Below are 18227 nucleotides of genomic sequence, written 5' to 3' on the forward strand. Positions count from 1 at the left end.
GACCGATCAATCAGCCATGACCGTTCTGGTGCTGGAGGAGTCCCAGAGGCGCAAGTGGGACGGATCCGATGACGTCCTGTTTTATGCCGAGCCGCGGCTGGTGCATCACCTGGACCAGGCCTTCCGCACACGGCTCACCGCGCTCTACACAGAGCGGATTCCAAAGAACGCCGTAGTGCTGGATTTGATGTCCAGCTGGGTCTCACACCTTCCAGAGGACAAGGCCCTCGAGCGGGTGATCGGGCACGGTTTAAACGAGAAAGAACTCGCGGCCAACCCCCGCCTGGATAGCTACTGGCTGCAAAACCTCAACCAAAACCAGGAACTACCACTGCCCAGCAGCAGCGTGGACGCCACCTTGATCGTCGCCGGCTGGCAGTACCTCCAATATCCCGAGGCCATCGCCAGTGAACTGCTGCGGCTGACGCGGCCTGGCGGTCAGGTGATCGTTGCCTTCTCCAACCGGATGTTCTTCACCAAAGCACCCCTGATCTGGACCGATAGCAGCGATCAGGACCATCTCGATTACGTCGCAGGCGTCCTGGAGGCCCAAGGCTGGCAGTCAACCGAGCGAATCGCAGAAACCACAAAGGCCGCTGGCGTGATGGGGCTGCTCGGTCAGCCGGGTGACCCGTTCTTTGCCGTGATTAGCCACAAACCAAACCAGCTGCCTTAAGCGGCCCAATCGCGGTCGCGCCCCAAGGGAGCTGGAGCGTTCGTTGGTTCGTCCGCGGAGTAGGCCAACTCGAGGATCAAGCGCTTGGCCTTCTGGCGCAGACGGCGCCGATGGCTCAGAAAGGCCCGCACCAGTTGAAGACCCACCACTCCGTAGAGCAGCAAGAGCGCGGCGTTGGCAACGGCAGCAAGCATGCGGCAGCCCCAAAGGTGGGTCCATGAGAGCCGCTTCATGGAGCGCGGGCAATCAATCGAGAGAAAGTTTTTTGATTTGGCTCTGCAACGCTGTCGCCCAGGGCACCCGGTCACTCGCGTAGGTTGAAGGCTGGTACAGGGCCTTCAGATGACAGCGAGTTCAGAAGGTCTAACGATTGGTGAGCTGGAGTCCAAATACTTCCTCTACCGCAAGGCCCTGAAACAGCTGCTGCTCGAAGGACGTTCGACCGCCGGCATCGAAAAAACCCTGGTCTGGAGCAGGCTCGAGACCCTGCACAACTGCCTTCCCCGTCAGTACAAGGCACCGGACCAGATCCGCTACCAGCTCCAGCGGGAGATTCAACGGGAGACCACGGCCAGCTAGGCCGGTCCTCTCGAACAGCTGACCCCGAGTCCTCAGGACAAGGAAGTTTCCGTGACAGCGTCATCTGATGGATGCCGCTCTCCTGGAGGCCGCTGAGGTCTTTCATCCCCCAGGGACCGTGTTGCAGGTCAGCCCCCTGGGAAGCGGCAATGTCAACGACACCTATCTGGTCGAGACCGCTCGCGGAGCGTATGTCTTGCAGCGGATCAACACCGCGGTTTTTGGCTCACCGGAGCAGGTGATGCGCAACCTGCTCACCCTGCAGGCGCATATCGCAGGGAAGGAGCAGCCACCGCAGAGCTCCCGCTGGGAGCACCCGCAGTTGCTGGCGCCAAGGGGCTCAGCCGATCCCTGGCATCGCTGCCAAGAGGGCAAGGTCTGGCGCTGCATGAGCTTCATCGGCCAGGCCCGCAGCGTTGATGCGATTGAGGATGAGCGGCAGGCCTACGAACTGGGCCGGGGGCTCGGTCGCTTTCATCAACTGATCCACGACCTCCCCACCGAGACTCTCCACGACACCCTCGAGGGGTTCCACATCACCCCTCGCTACCTCGATCAGTACCGGCAGGCGCTGGTGCGCACACAAGCCGAGCCCTGCGAGGACACCGACTTCTGCATTGCCTTTATTCGCGAGCGCGAAGGCTTCTGCTCCGTCCTCGAGCAGGCCAAGGAGCGCGGCGAACTGCAGGAGCGGCCGATTCACGGTGATCCCAAGATCAACAACGTGATGCTGGACACAGAGACGGGCGAGGCCGTCGCCCTGATCGATCTCGACACGGTGAAACCAGGACTGGTGCAGTACGACATCGGAGATTGCCTGCGCTCCTGCTGCAACCGGGCTGGCGAGGAGGCCAGCAGCCCCGATCAAGTCAGTTTTGATCTGGGATTAGCCGAAGCCATCCTGCGGGGCTACCTCGAGGCGGCCGGTTCGATGCTGACGGCATCGGATCGTCGCTTCATCCCCGAAGCCGCTCGACTGATCAGCTTCGAACTAGGTCTTCGCTTCTTCACGGATCACCTCAATGGCGATGCCTATTTCAAGGTGAAGACGCCCGGACAAAACCTCAAACGCGCCCGCGTGCAATTTGCACTCACCCAGAGCATCGAAGAGCAGTGGGAGTTGCTGCAAACGCTGCTGGTGGGCCTGAGCAACCAGGCCCCTGCTGCCCTGTAAGCGTGCTTCGCCTGCAGCCCTTTCAACACGAAGCGTTCCTCCAGGACTGCAGTGTTGAAGCGAATCTCGTTCTGTGCGATTCCGAGCTGCAACTGCAGTTCAGGTTGCAGGGCCCAAGCGATCAACTGGTTTGCCCGGAAGCAACAGCCGAGCCCAAGCGTGTAGACGGTCTTTGGCAGAGCACCTGCCTCGAAGCTTTTTTTGGCGTTCCGGGCCAGCGTCCCTACTGGGAGTTCAACCTCAGTCCCAGTGGTGATTGGAACCTCTACAGGCTGGAGGACTACAGGCAGGGGTTGGCCATCGAAACGGGGATCCAGGTCAAAGGAATCAACAGCCGCCGGCAGGAACTGGATTCGGCCTTGATCCTGGAGTCCGAGGTTTGCCTGGATCTGAAGAAAGCCTTTGAGCAACTGGAATGCTCTCTGACGGCCGTTGTCGCGTTACACCACCAGGGATGCAGCTTTTGGGCGTTGAAGCACTGCGCCAGTGAAGCCGATTTTCACCGGCGCGAAAGCTTCAGCATCACGGCAAAACAATCCGCTCAAGACTGATTACAAAACCGAAGAAATTCACACGCTTTGAAAGCGAAACGTTCTTTTCAGTAGCGTGCGCTACATCAACGCCTGTCCGGTTTGAATGTCACCCACTGCGGAGAAGAGCACCTGGTCAGCATGACCACGGCTGAAGCCTCCCAGCTGGTCGATGCCTGCGCCTTGCTTCTTCTGGCATCGAAAACGACCCCGGATTGCCAACTCAAGCCCGAGATGGCTGCGGTGTTGCAGACCGTCTTCGAGCACCTCAGCACCCACGTCGTCTAAGCGGCCGCTAGAAACGGCCCATGCACGCACTTTCCCTACCCACCTGGTGGATCCATGTGGCCTCAGTGTTGGAGTGGGGACTGGCCATGCTGGCCATTCAACGGTGGGGCCAACGGCGCGGAGAGCCGGAGTGGAACTGGCTAGCGCTGGCCATGGTTCCAGCGTTGATCAGTGCCATGGCCGCCTGCACCTGGCACCTCTTCGATAACGCCCAGGAGCTCTACGGACTGGTCGTCCTGCAGGCCGGCTGCACCGTCCTTGGCAACGCTGCCATGGCTCTGGCGGCCTGGAATCTCCAGCGCAAGCGGGCAACCCTGGGATGAACGGGCTGATCCAAGCTCTCAGCGCTGGTCTGAGCCAACTCGGGAGTGTTGATCCCTCGCCCCTGTTCGCGGCCTCACTGTTCCCTTACCTGGCCTTTCTCTGGTGGGCCTGGAAGTCCAAACGCGTTCCACCCCTAGCCCTCTGGGGCTTTGGCTTCACCTTGATCTTTGTCTTGATCACGATTGCAGCGGCCCTGCTGGCCGAAGGGCTCTACGGCCGTCAGTTGGCCGATGTGGATCCACTGCATGGGGGCGCAGAGCTGTTCTTGACCGTCAGCAACGTGATGATCCTGCTGGGATTCATGCCCAAGGGGGTGAACAAGTCTTAAGCGAAGGGGGCCTTTGGCCTGCGCCGCTCGGAAGATGAGGTGTCACCCAAAGATTTCGATGCTCGCTCCTCTGCTGGCTATCGCCCCCGCCTCCGTGGCCTGGTCTCCCAAGGTGGGCCTGGTGATGATCATCGCCAACGTGATCGCCATCGGCATCGGCAAGGCCACCATCAAGTACCCCAACGAGGGTGCACAGCTTCCCAACGCAGCCATGTTTGGCGGCATGAGCCACGCCGCTCTGCTGGCCACCACCTCCTTCGGTCACATCCTCGGCATGGGCGCGATCCTCGGCCTGGCCGCCCGCGGCGTGGTCTGATCCACGCTCCTTCGTTCAGTCGTCTGAAGCCCCCCTCCTGCAGGGGGGCTTTTTTGTAGCCATGGATGCCCAGCCCAGCAGGTAGGGCAGGGCCCGCAGCCCATAGCGCTCGAAGCGGTAATCAAACAACAACCGCGAGAGTGCCTCGGCACTGGCCGTTGTCTGCAACCCCTCGAGTAGACGCTCCAAACGACGATCGGCCGGTTCACCGGAGAGACCGAGCCAGGTGCGTTGGGCCAGACGGCCGCTCAGGGACCAGCGCCACCCCAGCTGTTGGCGCAAACGTTTGGGATAGCTCGCGAGTGCCCGGCCTCGCCCAGCCAGCGCCCCCAGCAGGAAGGGTGCAAGAACATCGGCACTAGTCAGGGCATGGCGAATGCCTTCGCCACCGAGCAGGTTTCCGGTGCTGACCGCGTCGCCCAATCCCACCAGAGCACCACGTTGATGCGCTTCACGGCGACGAATCGTGCTGCGGATCAGGCCCCCATGGCGATCCACCACGGTGTCGCCAGTCAGCCCCAGGCGATCGAGCAGCTGCAGCTGCAATTGGTGGAGCGGCGGTTGCGAGCGCCCGCTGTCGTGCAGGCGGCAGACGCCCACCTTTAAGCGCCCGGGCTCCATGGGAAAGACCCAGCCATAGCCCTGGGGAACCCAACGACTGCCGAGCATGAAACTCAGGCGCCCGGCCCAGTCCTGCCAGCGCTCGACGGGAACCTGGAGCACCCACTCCACCCCTGAGCCACTGACCAGGGGGTGGTGGCGTGGTTCACCCATGAGCACACGTTTTTCTCCGGTGGCATCGACCACGAAACGGCTGGTGATCACTGCTTCACGGCCCCCCGGGCCCCGCAGCTGCGTCTGGGCGAGACCGGAGCTCAGGGTCTCGGTGGCGCAGACCCTCCAACCCAGCTGGAGTTGCGTACCGCTAGCCAGGGCCTGATCTGCCAACCAGCGCCGCAGGGCCGCAAAGTCCAAAACAACGCCGAGTGGTGCATCGGCCGCCCAGCAACGGCGACTCTCCCCCGGCCCAAAGAGCTGCCACTGGTCCCAGCGAGAGGCGATCACCGACTCGGGCAGCTGCCAACGCTCGACGGCGCTGAGCGGCAGGGCGGCACTGCTGAAGGCGTTCTTCGAGAAGTCCTCCAGGGCCTCCACCAGCAGCACCGTGGCGCCGGCTGCACTCAACTGCTGTGCCAAGCGAGAGCCGGAAGGACCGGCGCCCGCAATCAGCACATCCCAGGTTCTCTGATCGCGAGGCGCTTCAGACACCCACAGCCTGGCGCTTCAAGGTGCCGAAGCGATCCAGGATGGACTCGGTCATCTGGACCGGGGTCAGGCCCAGGGCCTCCTTGCTTTGGGCCGGTGTGGCGTGGTCCACCAGCACATCCGGGATACCAATCCGGTGCACCGGCACCAGCACGTCCTTGTCGTTGAGGATCTCGACCACAGCGGCGCCGAAGCCACCGGCGAGGCAGCCCTCTTCCATGGTCACAACCTTGCCGATCCGGCGAGCCATCGGCAGGATCAACGCCTCATCCAGCGGGCGTAGGAAGCGGGCGTTGATCACCGCCGCGCGGACGCCCTGTTCCTGCAGCAGACCGGCTGTGGCCATGGCCGGAGCCACCATCGAGCCATAGGCCACGATCAGCAGATCATCGCCATCGGTGAGCAGTTCACCGCGTCCGAGCTCCAGGGGCTCCCATCCCTCTTCCATCAAGGGGGCTCCTTCCCCTTCACCCCGCGGAATGCGGAGGGCGGTCGGACCGCTGTGGTTCAAGCAGGTCACCATCATCCGTTGCAGCTCGGCCTCGTCCTTCGGCGCCATGACCGTGAAATTCGGCACACAGCGCAGGTAGCTGATGTCGTACTGGCCTTGGTGCGTGGGGCCATCGGCACCGACGATGCCGGCGCGATCCAAAACGAAGGTGACCGGCAGGTTCTGGATGCCGACGTCATGGATGAGTTGGTCGTAGGCGCGCTGCAGGAAGGTGCTGTAGATCGCACAAACGGGGCGCAGTCCTTCACAGGCCATGCCAGCCGCCATGGTCACGGCATGCTGCTCAGCGATGCCGACATCGAAATACTGCTGGGGGCGCGCCTTCTCAAGGAGATCCAGACCCGTGCCCGTGGCCATGGCGGCCGTGATGCCCACCACCCTGGGATCCTGCTCACAGAGTTTGACCAGGGTCTGGCCGAAGACCTTGCTGTAGCTAGGGGGCTTGGGCTTGCTGGAGGGGTAGGCCTTGCCGGTCGCTAGATCGAATGCACTCTGGGCGTGGTAGCCCACCTGATCCGCCTCAGCGAAGGCGTAGCCCTTGCCTTTGGTGGTGGCCACATGCACCAGCACCGGACCCTCATGGGCGTGGGCCTGCTCGAAGACGTCGATCAGACCTGCGATGTCATGGCCGTCGACCGGGCCCATATAGGTGAAGCCCAGTTCCTCAAAGACCGCGCCCAGCTTGGGGACGGCGAGGCGCTTCATGCTCTCCTTGAGGTTTTTGAGCTCCGGCGGCAGCTCACCGTGCATGAACGGCAAGTGCTTGATCGCCTCTTCCGCGTTGTCCTGAAGGAACTGCAGCGGACGGCTATGCCGCATCCGGTTCAGGTGGGTCGAGAGCGCCCCGACGGGGGGGCTAATCGACATGTCGTTGTCGTTGAGGACAACCAAAAGGCGGGTCTTGGGGAGGTGGCCTGCGTGGTTGATGGCCTCCAGGGCCATACCCCCGGTTAGAGAGCCGTCACCAATGACGGCAACACTCTTGAAATCCTCACCGCGTTGATCACGGGCCAGGGCCATGCCCAGGGCGGCAGAAATCGAAGTGCTGGCGTGGCCTGCACCGAAATGGTCAAAGGAGCTTTCGCAGCGCTTGAGGTAGCCCGCAACCCCGTCTTTTTGACGCAGGGTGTGGAAATCCTTGTAGCGACCAGTGATCAGCTTGTGGGGATAGGCCTGGTGGCCCACATCCCAGACCACGCGGTCCTTGTCGAGGTCGAGGGTCTGATAGAGGGCGAGGGTCAGTTCCACAACGCCCAGGCCAGGACCGAGGTGGCCGCCGCTGGTGCTCACCACCTCCAGGTGGCGTTCTCGAATCTGACGGGCAATGCCCTCTAACTCAGTGACGCTGAGGCCATGCAGCTGATTCGGATGCGTCAGCTCGCTGAGATGCATGCCTGCGGCCAAGATTGGGGTTCAGCCTACGCGGAGCCGGACGTCCTCTGGGGTTGATTTGGCTACCCCTAGACCGATCCCAGGAGCTTGCGAGACTGGTGTGATCGTCCAGTCGCAATGACAGCCACCGGCCCCAACCAGAACTCCGGCTCCGGCATGGAGATGCTGCAACGAATCCTGCGGGCCAGGGTCTACGACGTGGCCATCGAGTCGCCCCTCGATGCAGCGCCGAACCTCTCCAGGCGGCTGAAGAACACCGTTCTGCTGAAGCGGGAAGACCTGCAGCCGGTCTTCAGTTTCAAGTTGCGCGGCGCCTACAACAAGATGGCCAGCCTCAGCCCATCGGAGCTGGAGCGGGGCGTGATCGCTGCGAGCGCCGGAAACCATGCCCAGGGCGTGGCCCTGGGCGCCCAGCGCTTGGGCTGCCGAGCGGTGATCGTCATGCCCGTCACCACCCCAGAGATGAAGGTCAGGGCCGTGGCGGCTCGGGGCGCTGAGGTGGTGCTGGAGGGCGACACCTATGACGCCGCCTGCGCGGAGGCCTACCGACTGGCCGATGAGCGAGGGCTGACCTTTATTCATCCCTTTGATGACCCTGAGGTGATCGCAGGCCAGGGGACCATTGGGCTGGAGATCCTCAGACAGTGCTCTGAGCCCCCCGATGCGATCTACATCGCCGTCGGCGGAGGTGGCCTGATCGCTGGCATTGGCGCCTACGTCAAAAGCCTCTGGCCCAGCGTTGAGGTCATCGGGGTGGAACCGGTTGATGCCGATGCCATGACCCGCTCCCTGGCCCTAGGGGAGAGGGTGAAGCTCGAGCAGGTCGGACTGTTCGCCGATGGTGTCGCCGTACGAGAGGTCGGTGTTCAGACCTTTGAGCTGGCCAGAACTGTCGTCGACGCCATGGTCACCGTCGACAACGACGCCATCTGCGCCGCCATCAAGGACGTCTTTGAAGACACCCGCTCGATTCTTGAGCCGGCCGGTGCCCTTGCGGTGGCGGGAATGAAGGCTGACATCAGCCGCCGTCAGCGCGAGGGACAGACCCTGGTGGCCGTGGCCTGCGGGGCCAACATGAACTTCGATCGCCTGCGCTTTGTGGCGGAGCGCACCGAGATCACCGAAGACCGCGAAGCGATGTTGGCGGTCGAGATCCCGGAGCAGGCCGGAAGCCTGCGTCAGTTCTGCACCCTGCTGGGGCAGCGCAGCCTGACCGAATTCAGCTATCGACTGGCCGACCCCAGTCGCGCCCACATCTTTGTTGGGGTGCAAACCAGCGGCAGCTCCGATGAACAGGCCTTGATCCACAGCCTCAGGGATGCCGGCTTCCCCTGCCTGGATCTCTCCAACGACGAGCTCTCCAAGCTCCATCTGCGGCACATGGTCGGCGGTCGGCTACCGGCCAGCACGGGTGAGGCCGCTGGCCATGGGCGGGAACTGCTCTACCGCTTCGAATTCCCGGAGCGACCGGGCGCACTGATGCGCTTCCTGACCAGCCTGCACCCCAACTGGAACATCAGCATTTTTCACTACCGGAACCACGGGGCAGACGTCGGCCGCATCGTCGTCGGGGTCCAGGTGCCCGAGGCGGAGATGAACGAATGGCAGAGCTTCCTCGATGGACTGGGCTATCAGTACGCCGATGAGACCAGCAATCCGGCCTATCGCCTCTTCCTGGGTGAGCTGGCCGGCAGCTTGAGCGTGGGATAACTTTCGAGCAACGCACTGTTCAGCCGGGGGATATGGCAGGCGACACCCAAGAGCCCATCCCCGCTGAAGGCGACACGATTGCCCTGCAACGGGCCGGCAGCAATCTCTCGCTACCCGCACGCCTAGAGGCCATCCTTTATCTCAAGGGCAGGGCTCTGACCCAGGGCGAGCTAGCCGAGATCGCAGGCGCCAGTCGTGATGAGGTCGAGATGGGCCTGATCACCCTGATGGCCGACTACGCCCACAGGGACACCGCTCTCGAGATTCGCCAGGAGGGCAAGCGCTACAGCCTGCAACTGCGGGATGGCCTGGGGGATCTGGTGCAGAACCTGCTGCCGGTGGACCTCTCCACAGCGGCCCTGCGCACCTTGGCCACGATTGCCATCAAAAAGCGAATCCTGCAGTCCGATCTGGTGGACCTGCGGGGATCAGGGGCCTACGACCACATCAAGGAGCTGCTGGCCCAGAACTTCATCGAGCGCAAACGCCAAAGCGAGGGACGGTCCTTCTGGTTGAGCCTCAGTGAGAAGTTCCATCGAACCTTCTCGGTCAAGACCGATGAGCTGGTGGCCCAGCGCAAGGCGGTCAAGCCAGCTCCCGCCAGTCCCGCAGTCGAGCTCAGCGATGAAGAGTGGGAGCAGGCCGCTTAGAGCAATCCCAGCCTCCACACACACTCAATAGAGTGACTCCAACGCAGCTGCAGCCATGTCCATCCTCGGCGATCTGATCGGCGTCCTGATCCAAACGCTCTCGATCTACACGCTCGTGCTGTTCGTTCGGGTGCTGCTGAGCTGGTTCCCCAATCTCGACTGGAGCAATCCAGTGCTGTCCACCGTGAGTGCGATCACCGACCCCTACCTCGGGGTGTTTCGCGGTTTGATTCCCCCCCTGGGCGGCCTGGACCTCTCAGCAATCGTGGCTTTCCTGGCTCTGCAGTTGCTCCAAGGCTTGCTGGAGCAGAGCCGGGGTTACTTCTATCCAGCCTTCTTCTAGGCCGGATCCGCGCCGGCGACGGCCTGCTCCAACGGCAGCAGGTCATCAAACTCACCCGCACGGGTCCGAACAGGAGCGCTGAAGCCGCGCGCTTTCACGTTGGAGAAGCTGAACGGTCCTGGGGTGCCCGCTGGGACAGCCAGACGCAGGGCGAAGCTTGAGGTGCCCTGCTCGACATCGCCGATGGAACCGACTCGGGAACGGTTCTGAAGCACTGGTTCGCCGCTGGCGTCCAGGATTTGGGCAAAGACATCGGTGTCAAATACCGTCTTGCGACCAGGGTTATCGACACTGCCCCGCAGCACAAAACAACTGGCGCCACTGGGCCGCTTGAGCTGCGGTTGAGCTCCGATATCTTCAGCAGGACAGGGGTCCAAGCTCACGTCGTGAACGCTCAGACCAGCGGCCAAGGCGCCAGGGGCGGCGCCGAAGACTGTGCAAGCAACGACGAGCACGGCGCTCAGCGCTCGAGCGAGGGCCCGTGAGAGCGATCGGTGCATCTGCATCCAGCCTGACTCCAGCTGCTTAGCGGTGGTCGCCGCTTCCAGCGATCACGTTACGGGCGGCGCGACTGGCCAATTTGTCGAGGTTGGCCTGGGCGATCTCATCGAGACTGAAGCCCAACTCACTGGCGAGCTGAGCGACGTACCAAAGGACATCACCGAGCTCGAGCTTCAAGGACTCCCGGACCTCCGCGGAAAACTCGCCACCGCTATCGCGCAGCACTTTTTTGACCTTGTCCGCGACCTCTCCGGATTCGCCGCAGAGGCCCAGGGTTGGGTAGATGGGGTTGGAGCCCACATCGGGATAGCGGGCCGTTTGCCTCGCACCCTGCTGATAAGCATTCAGATCCATTGGTACGACAGCGCTGGAGGGCCTCGATGATAGTGTCGCTTCTCCCTTTGGCGCCCCCGAATGGCCCTGCCCGATCTCACGCGTCGCACCAAGATCGTGGCAACCATCGGTCCCGCCACCGAATCGCCTGAGCAGCTCAGGCGCCTGATTGAGGCCGGTGCCTCCACCTTTCGCCTGAATTTCTCCCACGGCGACCACAGCGAGCACGCAGCGCGGATCAGCACCATCCGCAAGGTTGCCGCGGAGATGGGTGTTCACATCGGGATCCTCCAGGACCTCCAGGGCCCCAAGATTCGCCTGGGCCGTTTCAAGGACGGTCCGATCACCGTTGCCCAAGGCGACTCCTTCACCCTGACGTCCAGGGACGTCGAGTGCTGCCAAACCATCGCCACCGTCACCTACGACAAGTTGGCGGATGAAGTGGTCCCCGGGAGCCGCATCCTGCTGGATGACGGCCGCGTCGAGATGGTCGTGGACCAAGTGGAGCAGTCCAGCCAGACCCTCCACTGCACCGTCACGGTTGGTGGCGTCCTCTCCAACAACAAGGGCGTCAACTTCCCGGACGTGCAGCTCTCCGTCCGTGCCCTGACCGACAAGGACCGCGAAGACCTCGAATTTGGTCTGAGCCAAGGCGTCGATTGGGTGGCCCTGAGCTTCGTGCGCAATCCCTCCGACATGGAGGAGATCAAGGCCCTGATTCGCTCCCACGGCCACAACACACCCGTGGTCGCGAAGATCGAAAAATTTGAAGCCATCGACCAGATGGATGCGCTGCTGCCGATGTGCGACGGCGTCATGGTGGCCCGCGGCGACCTCGGTGTGGAGATGCCCGCCGAGGAAGTTCCCCTGCTGCAGAAGGAACTGATCCGCAAGTGCAACACCCTGGGGATTCCGGTCATCACCGCCACCCAGATGCTCGACTCGATGGTGAGCTGCCCCAGGCCCACCCGCGCAGAAGTCAGCGACGTCGCCAACGCGATCCTCGATGGCACGGATGCGGTGATGCTCTCCAACGAAAGCGCCGTGGGTGATTACCCCGTCGAGGCCGTGGCCACCATGAGCCAAATCGCCCGGCGCATCGAGCGGGACTACCCCAGCCGCAGCAGCGATGGGCAGCTGGCCTCAACCGTTCCGAACGCGATCTCCCACGCCGTCAGCTCGATTGCGAGCCAGCTGGAGGCTGCGGCCATCCTTCCGCTGACCAAGAGTGGATCCACGGCGCGCAACGTCAGCAAATTCCGTCCGAGCACACCGATCCTGGCCATCACCAGCGACAGCAAGGTGGCCTCACAGCTCCAACTGGTCTGGGGCGTGACCCCGTTGCTGGTCTCCGACATGGACAACGCAGCGGCAACCTTTAACCGGGCCATGGAAGTGGCAGCGGAGGCAAACATGCTCAAAGAAGGGGATCTGGTCATTCAGACCGCCGGAACCTTCGCTGATGTCAGCGGTTCGACCGACCTGGTCAAGGTCAGCGTCGTGGGCAAGGGCACCGTTCTCAACCCGAGCATCGTTTAAAACGGGGCTCTGCTGGCCATCCCGGCAATGCCCGCCAAGCTCCCTATGCGCGAGACCGTCGGGATGGCCCTGGCCACCCTGAGGGCCAATCGTCTGCGCTCTCTGCTCACGATGCTGGGCATCGTGATTGGGAATGCCTCAGTCATCACCCTGGTCGGTGTCGGCCGTGGTGCCCAGAACCTCGCCGAGGGTCAGCTCAACACGCTGGGGGCCAACGTCCTCTTTGTCGTCCCGGGCAACAACGACAGCCGTCGCCGCGGAATTGATTTTCCCAAGACCTTGGTTTTGGAAGATGCCGAAGCCATCGCCGAGCAGGTCCCGAGTGTTCGCAGGGTGGTGCCGCAGATCACCCTCAGCGCCGTACTGCAGGCGGGCGCAAAAAGTGCCAGCGCCACCGTTTCAGGCATCAGCCCAGAGTTTTTAACGGTGCGGCGATTTGAAGTGGCCCGGGGCCGCTTCATCGACCAGAGGGACATGGAAGGGGCCCGCAATGTCGTGGTCATTGGACCTGACCTCAAGCAAAAACTTTTGCCCTCTGGCTCCGCGATCGGACAGCGCGTCCGCATTCGCAATCAGGGCTTTGAAGTGATTGGTGTGATGGCGCCGAAAGGTGCTGTCTTTGGCCAAAACCAAGACGAGGCCGCCTACATCCCCCTGACGACGATGGTCAGCAAGCTCTCAGGCCGGGATCCCACCTACGGGGTGAGCCTGAACTTCATCAGCGTGGAGGCCGTGGATGAGGCCAGCACCGGTGCGGCGAAATTCCAGATCACCAACCTGCTGCGCCAACGGCACAACATCCTGCGGGAGGACGACTTCGCTGTCCGCTCGCAAAAAGATGCCCTCTCGATTGTGGGCACCATCACCGGCGGACTCACCTTGATGCTCGCCGCCATCGGTGCGATCTCGCTGTTGGTGGGCGGCATCGGGATCATGAACATCATGTTGGTCTCGGTCAGTGAGCGGACCTCAGAGATCGGACTGCGCAAGGCCATCGGTGCGCGCAGCAGTGATGTCCTGAGTCAGTTCCTCGTTGAGGCCTTAGTGCTCTCCACCTTGGGTGGATTGATTGGAAGCAGCCTGGGCCTCTCCGCCATTGCAATCGTGGCGGCCGTCACACCCCTTCCCGCTGCCATTGGCAGCAGCAGTGTGTTGGTGACGATGGGACTCTCCGGCAGCATTGGGTTGGTCTTTGGCGTGCTGCCGGCCAGGCGTGCGGCTCGACTGGATCCAATCACCGCCCTACGCAGTCTCTAGGGGCAAACCTGAAGGAAATCGAAAGAAGCCTGCGACCTTGAGGGCCGGTCTCATCGACGACAAATCAGGCCGATGAAACAGGCGTCAATAACAGTTCTGATTCCAATTGGTCTTGAACCAGCTCCAGTGTGGGTACCAAAACCGCAGCGATCGGATGGTGATCCTGCGCTGCGTTGGACCCGATCAATTCTTCCTGGAGCGGGTGGTCTTCCCCGTTGAGATCCTGGGATTTGAGGCACCACCGGCCTCTGAAGTCGAGATTTGGAGCCATTCCTTAGGGGGACCAGAACTGCTGGAACGGTTCCTGGCGGAGGAGCTGACCGGCGTGGCTGAGCTTGATTTGCCGCAATCGGCCTAAAGATCAGCCTCGAATGAGAGGGAAAAAGCGCTGCCGCGCCTGAGATCTGCCCAGAACAGGCCGCGCTCGCTTTACACTTGTTAAACATTCAGATCTGCACCTGAGGCGGCCATGAATCAACGCTGGCGCACGATTGCTCTTTGGGTCCTGCCCATCAGCGTCGCTGTCTTCCTCGGCTGGCAAGTCCTGGGCGGCGGTTTCGGTGGAGTCAGCCGGTCCTCGGGAACAACCGTGGCACCGCGCAATGCCGCTGTCGCTCGGATGAGCTATGGCCGCTTCATCGATTACGTCGATGCCGGCCGCGTCACCGCGGTGGACATCTTTGACGGTGGCCGCACCGCCGTTGTTGAAGCCGTTGATCCCGACCTGGACAACCGCGTGCAGCGCCTGCGCGTTGACCTGCCTGGTCTTGCCCCTGAGTTGGTCAACAACCTCAAGGAGCAGGGCATCAGCTTTGACATCCATCCCCCCCGCACCGCGCCTCCAGCGCTGGGCCTGCTGGGCAACCTGCTCTTCCCCCTGCTGCTGATCGGTGGCCTGGTGCTGCTCTCTCGCCGTGGCGGTGGCGGCATGCCCGGTGGCCCCGGTCAGGCCATGCAGTTCGGCAAGACCAAGGCCCGGTTCGCCATGGAGGCAGAAACCGGTGTGATGTTTGACGACGTCGCCGGCGTTGAAGAAGCCAAGCAGGACCTGCAGGAGGTCGTCACCTTCCTGAAGACTCCCGAGCGCTTCACCTCTGTCGGCGCAAAGATCCCCAAGGGTGTCCTCCTGGTGGGCCCTCCTGGTACGGGTAAAACTCTGCTCGCCAAGGCCATCGCTGGTGAGGCCGGCGTGCCCTTCTTCTCCCTCTCCGGCTCGGAATTTGTGGAGATGTTCGTGGGCGTTGGCGCCAGCCGCGTGCGCGACCTGTTCAAGCGGGCCAAGGAAAACAGCCCCTGTCTGATCTTCATCGACGAGATCGATGCCGTCGGCCGTCAGCGGGGCGCCGGTGTTGGCGGCGGCAATGACGAACGGGAGCAGACCCTCAACCAGCTGCTGACCGAGATGGACGGCTTCGAGGGCAATAGCGGGATCATCATCATTGCGGCCACCAACCGCGCTGACGTTCTCGACTCCGCCCTGCTGCGTCCGGGCCGTTTCGACCGCCAGGTTCAAGTCGACGTTCCCGACATCAAGGGTCGTCTGGCGGTGCTGAACGTGCACTGCCGTGACAAGAAGCTGGCCGATGACGTCAGCCTCGAGGCCATTGCTCGCCGGACTCCCGGTTTCTCTGGCGCTGACCTCGCCAACCTCCTCAACGAGGCTGCCATCCTCACGGCCCGTCGCCGCAAGGAAGCCACTGGCCTGGCCGAGATCGATGACGCGGTGGACCGCATCATCGCCGGCATGGAGGGCAAGCCCCTGACCGATGGCCGCAGCAAGCGACTGATCGCCTACCACGAAGTGGGCCATGCCCTGGTGGGCACCCTGGTCAAGGCCCATGACCCAGTCCAGAAGGTCACCCTGATCCCCCGCGGTCAAGCCCAGGGCTTGACCTGGTTCTCCCCCGATGAAGAGCAGATGCTCGTGAGCCGTGCTCAGCTTCGGGCGCGAATCATGGGTGCCCTCGGCGGCCGGGCTGCAGAGGATGTGGTCTTTGGCTATGCCGAAGTCACCACCGGTGCCGGCGGCGACATTCAGCAGGTCGCCTCCATCGCCCGCCAGATGGTGACCCGTTTCGGCATGAGTGACCTGGGTCAGTGCTCGCTCGAGGCCGGCAACCAGGAGGTTTTCCTGGGCCGCGATCTGATGACCCGCAGCGATGGCTCCGACGCCACCGCAGCTCGCGTCGATGCATCCGTGCGCAAGATCGTTCAGAGCTGCTACGAGGAAACGGTCAAGCTCGTGTCCGAACACCGGGCTTGCATGGACCGTGTTGTGGAGCTCCTGATTGAGAAGGAGAGCCTCGATGGCGATGAGTTCCGCGCCATCGTCAGCGAATTCACCACCGTCCCCGAGAAGGAGCGCTTCTCTCCTCTGCTGAGCAGCACAGAAGCTGCCTCGGCCTGAAGCTGAAGCACAACAAAGCCCGCGGTCAACCCGCGGGCTTTTTGCTGTCTAGACGGCAGCGGTCGGAGCAATAAATCACCTGCTCCCAAACCGATGCCCATTTTTTGCGCCATTGGAAAGGGCGCTGGCAGACAGGGCAGATTTTGCTGGGACGTTCACTCGGTGGGCGACCCCGGCCGCCCACCGCTCCGCTGCGTTGACCGCGCCCGCGGGCCATGGAGCCTTCGCTCGATCAGACAGGACGCACGGGGCGCTTGTCGATCACCTTGTCGATCAGGCCGTACTCGACTGCTTCGGCGGGGGACATGAAAAAGTCGCGATCGGTGTCGTCCTCGATGCGGTTCAGGGGCTGACCGGTGCGATCGGAGAGCTCCTGGTTGAGCTTCTTCTTGAGATAGAGGATTTCGTCGGCCTGAATGCGAATGTCGCTGGCCTGGCCCTGGGCCCCGCCCAGGGGCTGGTGGATCATGATCCGCGAGTGGGTCAGGCTGCTGCGCTTGCCCTTGGCACCGGCGCAGAGCAGGAAGGCGCCCATCGAGGCAGCCAGACCAACGCAGACGGTCTGCACATCAGGCTTGATGTGCTGCATCGTGTCGAAGATGCCCAGGCCGTCGTAGACGGAGCCGCCCGGGGAATTGATGTAGAGGAAGATGTCCTTCTCGGGATCCTCGGCTTCCAAGAAGAGCAGTTGGGCAACGATCCGATTGGCGGACTCTGAGGTCACCGGTTCGCCCAGGAAGACGATGCGCTCCCGCAACAGACGGGAGTAGATATCAAAAGCGCGCTCACCACGGCCCGACTCTTCGATCACGATCGGGATCATGGTCACGGGCGGCCTCTGCAGATGGGCGGATCCTACTGAGGTTCAGCCCTGTTCAGCGTTCTCAGCGAGCTAGGGTCTCCTGAACTTGATGGATGTTTGAGCGTGGGTGCGAGCCTGACCGTTGCCGATAGCAAGCGGGCCTTTCACCAGGCGTTCCCCTACGTCATCGCGCCGCTCTATCGCCGCCTGGTGGACGAACTCCTGGTGGAACTGCACCTGCTGAGCCATCAGAAGGGGTTCCACGCCGATGGCCTCTTTGCCGTCGGCCTGACCCAAGTGTTTGACAGCTTCTCCAACGGTTACAAGCCCGAGGCCCAGCGCGAGCCCCTGTTCCAGGCCCTCTGCAGCGCCAACGGCTTCGACGGAGCGGCCTTCCGTCAAATGGCCTCCGACGCCGCCACTCAGGTGGGCCACCACAGCCTGGATGAGGTCAGGGGCTGGTTGAGCAACCGCGGCGAAGGCGCACCTGCGCCAATTGCCGGACTGCTGCACGGCGTGCAGCGCGAAGATTTCCACTATTCCCGGCTTGTCGCCGTTGGCCTGCTGAGCCTGCTGCAGCGGGCGCAGGGTGCCGAGGCCATGGATCCTCAGGCCCTGCGCAGCGCCGCCCATGAGATCGGTGAAGCCATGGGCTTGATCAAAGCCCGGGTCGACAAGGACCTGAGCCTTTATGCGGGGAACATCGAAAAGATGACCCAAGCGGTCGAGCTGATGGAAGAGACCGTGGCCGCCGAGCGCCGTCGCCGCGAGCGAGCCGCCGCCGAGCACGAGGCCACCAACTAAAGCTTGAGCTCACCGCTCAGGGCCGTTTGGCCCTCAGCGGCTTTGGGGTGTTCGCCCGACAGCTCCAGTTGACCAGCTCGCCGCACCACCAGTGGAAGCAGCGAGGGAAGCAGACCCTTGGCTTGCAACTGCTGAGGCCTGAGTTGCAGGGACCAGCTGGTCAGTCCGGCAGGGACCTCAGCGTTGGCTGCAGCGGGCGGGGGTCCAAGGAACAGCAGCAGCTGCTGATTTGAAGGCCAGCGCCAGCCGCCTTGGGCCACCCCATCGCGACTCCAGAGACGTTGGTCAAGCGGACCCGAGCTTGGAGCCAGACCTTGATCCTTCAGGGCTTGCTCCACCGCCGCCAGCCGCGCCGTCCAGAAGGAACGACCGTCCCGCAGCCGCAGCTGCAGCTGAAGGCCCGCCAGGAACGGACCCCGTTCAACGGCCGAGAGGCGCAGGACAAAGGGGCTTTGTGACAAGCGCTTGAGGGCATCGGCCTTGAGGCCGTAGCGCTC

General features: G+C 62.8%; 23 protein-coding genes and 1 pseudogene. 16 read left to right on the plus strand and 8 right to left on the minus strand.

All coding sequences use genetic code 11. The annotated features are described in order from the left end of the window. Positions 1-16: 16 nt before the first annotated feature. Positions 17-676 carry a methyltransferase domain-containing protein gene (locus QZ184_RS01400; protein WP_296415149.1) on the plus strand — a complete coding sequence of 220 codons (660 nt, stop codon included), beginning with the start codon at positions 17-19 and terminating at the stop codon, positions 674-676. Here QZ184_RS01400 and QZ184_RS01405 read toward each other — a convergent pair. After that, complete coding sequence (locus QZ184_RS01405) at positions 673-870, minus strand: hypothetical protein (RefSeq protein WP_247478627.1); 198 nt, start codon at positions 868-870, stop codon at positions 673-675. The genes QZ184_RS01400 and QZ184_RS01405 overlap by 4 nt on opposite strands. A gap of 148 nt (positions 871-1018) precedes the next feature. Between QZ184_RS01405 and QZ184_RS01410 the strand changes: the two genes are divergently transcribed. The 7 genes from QZ184_RS01410 to psaK all read left to right on the plus strand — a co-directional run bounded on the left by QZ184_RS01410 (position 1019) and on the right by psaK (position 4215). After that, positions 1019-1255, plus strand: a complete 237-nt coding sequence (locus QZ184_RS01410; RefSeq protein ID WP_296417805.1) for a DUF3136 domain-containing protein — start codon at positions 1019-1021, stop codon at positions 1253-1255. Between the two features lie 67 nt (positions 1256-1322). Next, positions 1323-2429, plus strand: a complete 1107-nt coding sequence (locus QZ184_RS01415) for an aminoglycoside phosphotransferase family protein (protein WP_247478629.1) — start codon at positions 1323-1325, stop codon at positions 2427-2429. Positions 2430-2431: 2 nt separating this feature from the next. After that, positions 2432-2980 carry a DOMON-like domain-containing protein gene (locus QZ184_RS01420; RefSeq protein WP_247478631.1) on the plus strand — a complete coding sequence of 183 codons (549 nt, stop codon included), beginning with the start codon at positions 2432-2434 and terminating at the stop codon, positions 2978-2980. 120 nt (positions 2981-3100) lie between these two features. Then, the gene (locus QZ184_RS01425; RefSeq protein WP_232197302.1) at positions 3101-3247 is read left to right on the plus strand and encodes a hypothetical protein; all 147 of its coding nucleotides are present in this window, start codon (positions 3101-3103) and stop codon (positions 3245-3247) included. Between the two features lie 20 nt (positions 3248-3267). Continuing rightward, on the plus strand, positions 3268-3570 hold the full coding sequence (locus QZ184_RS01430; RefSeq protein ID WP_029626326.1) for a DUF2499 domain-containing protein: 303 nt from the start codon (positions 3268-3270) through the stop codon (positions 3568-3570). Next, positions 3567-3899 (plus strand): DUF3593 domain-containing protein, encoded by a 333-nt coding sequence (locus tag QZ184_RS01435; RefSeq protein ID WP_247478636.1) that lies wholly within the window; start codon positions 3567-3569, stop codon positions 3897-3899. The genes QZ184_RS01430 and QZ184_RS01435 overlap by 4 nt, the downstream gene beginning before the upstream one ends. Before the next feature lie 58 nt (positions 3900-3957). Beyond that, positions 3958-4215, plus strand: coding sequence for a photosystem I reaction center subunit PsaK (psaK, locus tag QZ184_RS01440; RefSeq protein WP_010317232.1), 258 nt, complete (start codon positions 3958-3960; stop codon positions 4213-4215). A 15-nt stretch (positions 4216-4230) separates the two neighbouring features. On the opposite strand, the gene QZ184_RS01445 is transcribed toward psaK, so the two are convergent. After that, on the minus strand, positions 4231-5484 hold the full coding sequence (locus tag QZ184_RS01445) for an NAD(P)/FAD-dependent oxidoreductase (RefSeq protein ID WP_296415152.1): 1254 nt from the start codon (positions 5482-5484) through the stop codon (positions 4231-4233). Next, positions 5477-7384, minus strand: a complete 1908-nt coding sequence (gene dxs / locus QZ184_RS01450; RefSeq protein WP_296417808.1) for a 1-deoxy-D-xylulose-5-phosphate synthase — start codon at positions 7382-7384, stop codon at positions 5477-5479. Before dxs ends, QZ184_RS01445 begins: the two co-directional genes overlap by 8 nt. Before the next feature lie 117 nt (positions 7385-7501). Here dxs and ilvA point away from each other — a divergent pair, with 117 nt between their 5' ends. Genes ilvA through QZ184_RS01465 form a run of 3 tightly spaced genes read left to right on the plus strand, consistent with a single transcriptional unit; the run spans position 7502 to position 10087 of the window. Continuing rightward, positions 7502-9094 carry a threonine ammonia-lyase, biosynthetic gene (gene ilvA / locus QZ184_RS01455; RefSeq protein WP_296415154.1) on the plus strand — a complete coding sequence of 531 codons (1593 nt, stop codon included), beginning with the start codon at positions 7502-7504 and terminating at the stop codon, positions 9092-9094. A gap of 32 nt (positions 9095-9126) precedes the next feature. After that, positions 9127-9744: an SMC-Scp complex subunit ScpB gene (gene scpB, locus QZ184_RS01460; RefSeq protein WP_296415155.1), complete on the plus strand. Its 618-nt coding sequence runs from the start codon at positions 9127-9129 to the stop codon at positions 9742-9744. Between the two features lie 55 nt (positions 9745-9799). Continuing rightward, on the plus strand, positions 9800-10087 hold the full coding sequence (locus QZ184_RS01465; protein ID WP_296415156.1) for a YggT family protein: 288 nt from the start codon (positions 9800-9802) through the stop codon (positions 10085-10087). Here the strand turns inward: QZ184_RS01465 and QZ184_RS01470 are convergent. Next, complete coding sequence (locus tag QZ184_RS01470) at positions 10084-10593, minus strand: hypothetical protein (RefSeq protein ID WP_296415157.1); 510 nt, start codon at positions 10591-10593, stop codon at positions 10084-10086. The genes QZ184_RS01465 and QZ184_RS01470 overlap by 4 nt on opposite strands. Positions 10594-10612: 19 nt before the next feature. After that, complete coding sequence (locus QZ184_RS01475) at positions 10613-10942, minus strand: nucleoside triphosphate pyrophosphohydrolase family protein (protein WP_247478644.1); 330 nt, start codon at positions 10940-10942, stop codon at positions 10613-10615. A gap of 60 nt (positions 10943-11002) precedes the next feature. Between QZ184_RS01475 and pyk the strand changes: the two genes are divergently transcribed. From pyk to ftsH, 4 genes are all read left to right on the plus strand, one after another. After that, positions 11003-12460, plus strand: coding sequence for a pyruvate kinase (gene pyk, locus QZ184_RS01480; RefSeq protein WP_296417811.1), 1458 nt, complete (start codon positions 11003-11005; stop codon positions 12458-12460). A gap of 27 nt (positions 12461-12487) precedes the next feature. Continuing rightward, positions 12488-13717, plus strand: coding sequence for an ABC transporter permease (locus QZ184_RS01485; protein ID WP_247478647.1), 1230 nt, complete (start codon positions 12488-12490; stop codon positions 13715-13717). A gap of 106 nt (positions 13718-13823) precedes the next feature. Further along, entirely contained in the window at positions 13824-14075 is a 252-nt protein-coding gene (locus QZ184_RS01490; RefSeq protein WP_296415159.1) for a DUF1830 domain-containing protein, read from the plus strand. 111 nt (positions 14076-14186) lie between these two features. Beyond that, positions 14187-16124 carry an ATP-dependent zinc metalloprotease FtsH gene (gene ftsH / locus QZ184_RS01495; RefSeq protein WP_296415161.1) on the plus strand — a complete coding sequence of 646 codons (1938 nt, stop codon included), beginning with the start codon at positions 14187-14189 and terminating at the stop codon, positions 16122-16124. A 25-nt stretch (positions 16125-16149) separates the two neighbouring features. Here ftsH and QZ184_RS01500 read toward each other — a convergent pair whose 3' ends face one another. After that, the gene (locus QZ184_RS01500; RefSeq protein ID WP_247478651.1) at positions 16150-16341 is read right to left on the minus strand and encodes a DUF2256 domain-containing protein; all 192 of its coding nucleotides are present in this window, start codon (positions 16339-16341) and stop codon (positions 16150-16152) included. A 15-nt stretch (positions 16342-16356) separates the two neighbouring features. Continuing rightward, positions 16357-16947: an ATP-dependent Clp endopeptidase proteolytic subunit ClpP gene (gene clpP, locus QZ184_RS01505; protein WP_010317246.1), complete on the minus strand. Its 591-nt coding sequence runs from the start codon at positions 16945-16947 to the stop codon at positions 16357-16359. Positions 16948-17049: 102 nt separating this feature from the next. Here clpP and psb29 point away from each other — a divergent pair, with 102 nt between their 5' ends. After that, a complete protein-coding gene (gene psb29 / locus QZ184_RS01510; protein ID WP_296417812.1) occupies positions 17050-17730 on the plus strand; it encodes a photosystem II biogenesis protein Psp29 in 681 nt (226 codons plus the stop codon). Here the strand turns inward: psb29 and QZ184_RS01515 are convergent. Then, positions 17727-18227 (minus strand): annotated as a pseudogene (locus QZ184_RS01515) (hypothetical protein); the annotation flags it as partial. The gene psb29 and the pseudogene QZ184_RS01515 sit on opposite strands and share 4 nt — an antisense overlap.

It is taken from the genome of Vulcanococcus sp. DEBay_Sum22DG08_74, from assembly GCF_017852955.1.
GTDB lineage: Bacteria > Cyanobacteriota > Cyanobacteriia > PCC-6307 > Cyanobiaceae > Vulcanococcus.

Coding starts and splice junctions, on each gene's coding strand:
- QZ184_RS01415 (WP_247478629.1), top strand. CDS start 1,323: ATGGATGCCGCTCTCCTGGAGGCCGCTGAGGTCTTTCATCCCCCAGGG.
- QZ184_RS01475 (WP_247478644.1), bottom strand. CDS start 10,942: ATGGATCTGAATGCTTATCAGCAGGGTGCGAGGCAAACGGCCCGCTAT.
- QZ184_RS01425 (WP_232197302.1), top strand. CDS start 3,101: ATGACCACGGCTGAAGCCTCCCAGCTGGTCGATGCCTGCGCCTTGCTT.
- QZ184_RS01485 (WP_247478647.1), top strand. CDS start 12,488: ATGCCCGCCAAGCTCCCTATGCGCGAGACCGTCGGGATGGCCCTGGCC.
- ftsH (WP_296415161.1), top strand. CDS start 14,187: ATGAATCAACGCTGGCGCACGATTGCTCTTTGGGTCCTGCCCATCAGC.
- QZ184_RS01400 (WP_296415149.1), top strand. CDS start 17: ATGACCGTTCTGGTGCTGGAGGAGTCCCAGAGGCGCAAGTGGGACGGA.
- QZ184_RS01470 (WP_296415157.1), bottom strand. CDS start 10,593: ATGCAGATGCACCGATCGCTCTCACGGGCCCTCGCTCGAGCGCTGAGC.
- QZ184_RS01435 (WP_247478636.1), top strand. CDS start 3,567: ATGAACGGGCTGATCCAAGCTCTCAGCGCTGGTCTGAGCCAACTCGGG.
- scpB (WP_296415155.1), top strand. CDS start 9,127: ATGGCAGGCGACACCCAAGAGCCCATCCCCGCTGAAGGCGACACGATT.
- psaK (WP_010317232.1), top strand. CDS start 3,958: ATGCTCGCTCCTCTGCTGGCTATCGCCCCCGCCTCCGTGGCCTGGTCT.
- pyk (WP_296417811.1), top strand. CDS start 11,003: ATGGCCCTGCCCGATCTCACGCGTCGCACCAAGATCGTGGCAACCATC.
- QZ184_RS01405 (WP_247478627.1), bottom strand. CDS start 870: ATGCTTGCTGCCGTTGCCAACGCCGCGCTCTTGCTGCTCTACGGAGTG.
- dxs (WP_296417808.1), bottom strand. CDS start 7,384: ATGCATCTCAGCGAGCTGACGCATCCGAATCAGCTGCATGGCCTCAGC.
- QZ184_RS01465 (WP_296415156.1), top strand. CDS start 9,800: ATGTCCATCCTCGGCGATCTGATCGGCGTCCTGATCCAAACGCTCTCG.
- QZ184_RS01430 (WP_029626326.1), top strand. CDS start 3,268: ATGCACGCACTTTCCCTACCCACCTGGTGGATCCATGTGGCCTCAGTG.
- ilvA (WP_296415154.1), top strand. CDS start 7,502: ATGACAGCCACCGGCCCCAACCAGAACTCCGGCTCCGGCATGGAGATG.
- QZ184_RS01500 (WP_247478651.1), bottom strand. CDS start 16,341: ATGGCCCGCGGGCGCGGTCAACGCAGCGGAGCGGTGGGCGGCCGGGGT.
- clpP (WP_010317246.1), bottom strand. CDS start 16,947: ATGATCCCGATCGTGATCGAAGAGTCGGGCCGTGGTGAGCGCGCTTTT.
- QZ184_RS01410 (WP_296417805.1), top strand. CDS start 1,019: ATGACAGCGAGTTCAGAAGGTCTAACGATTGGTGAGCTGGAGTCCAAA.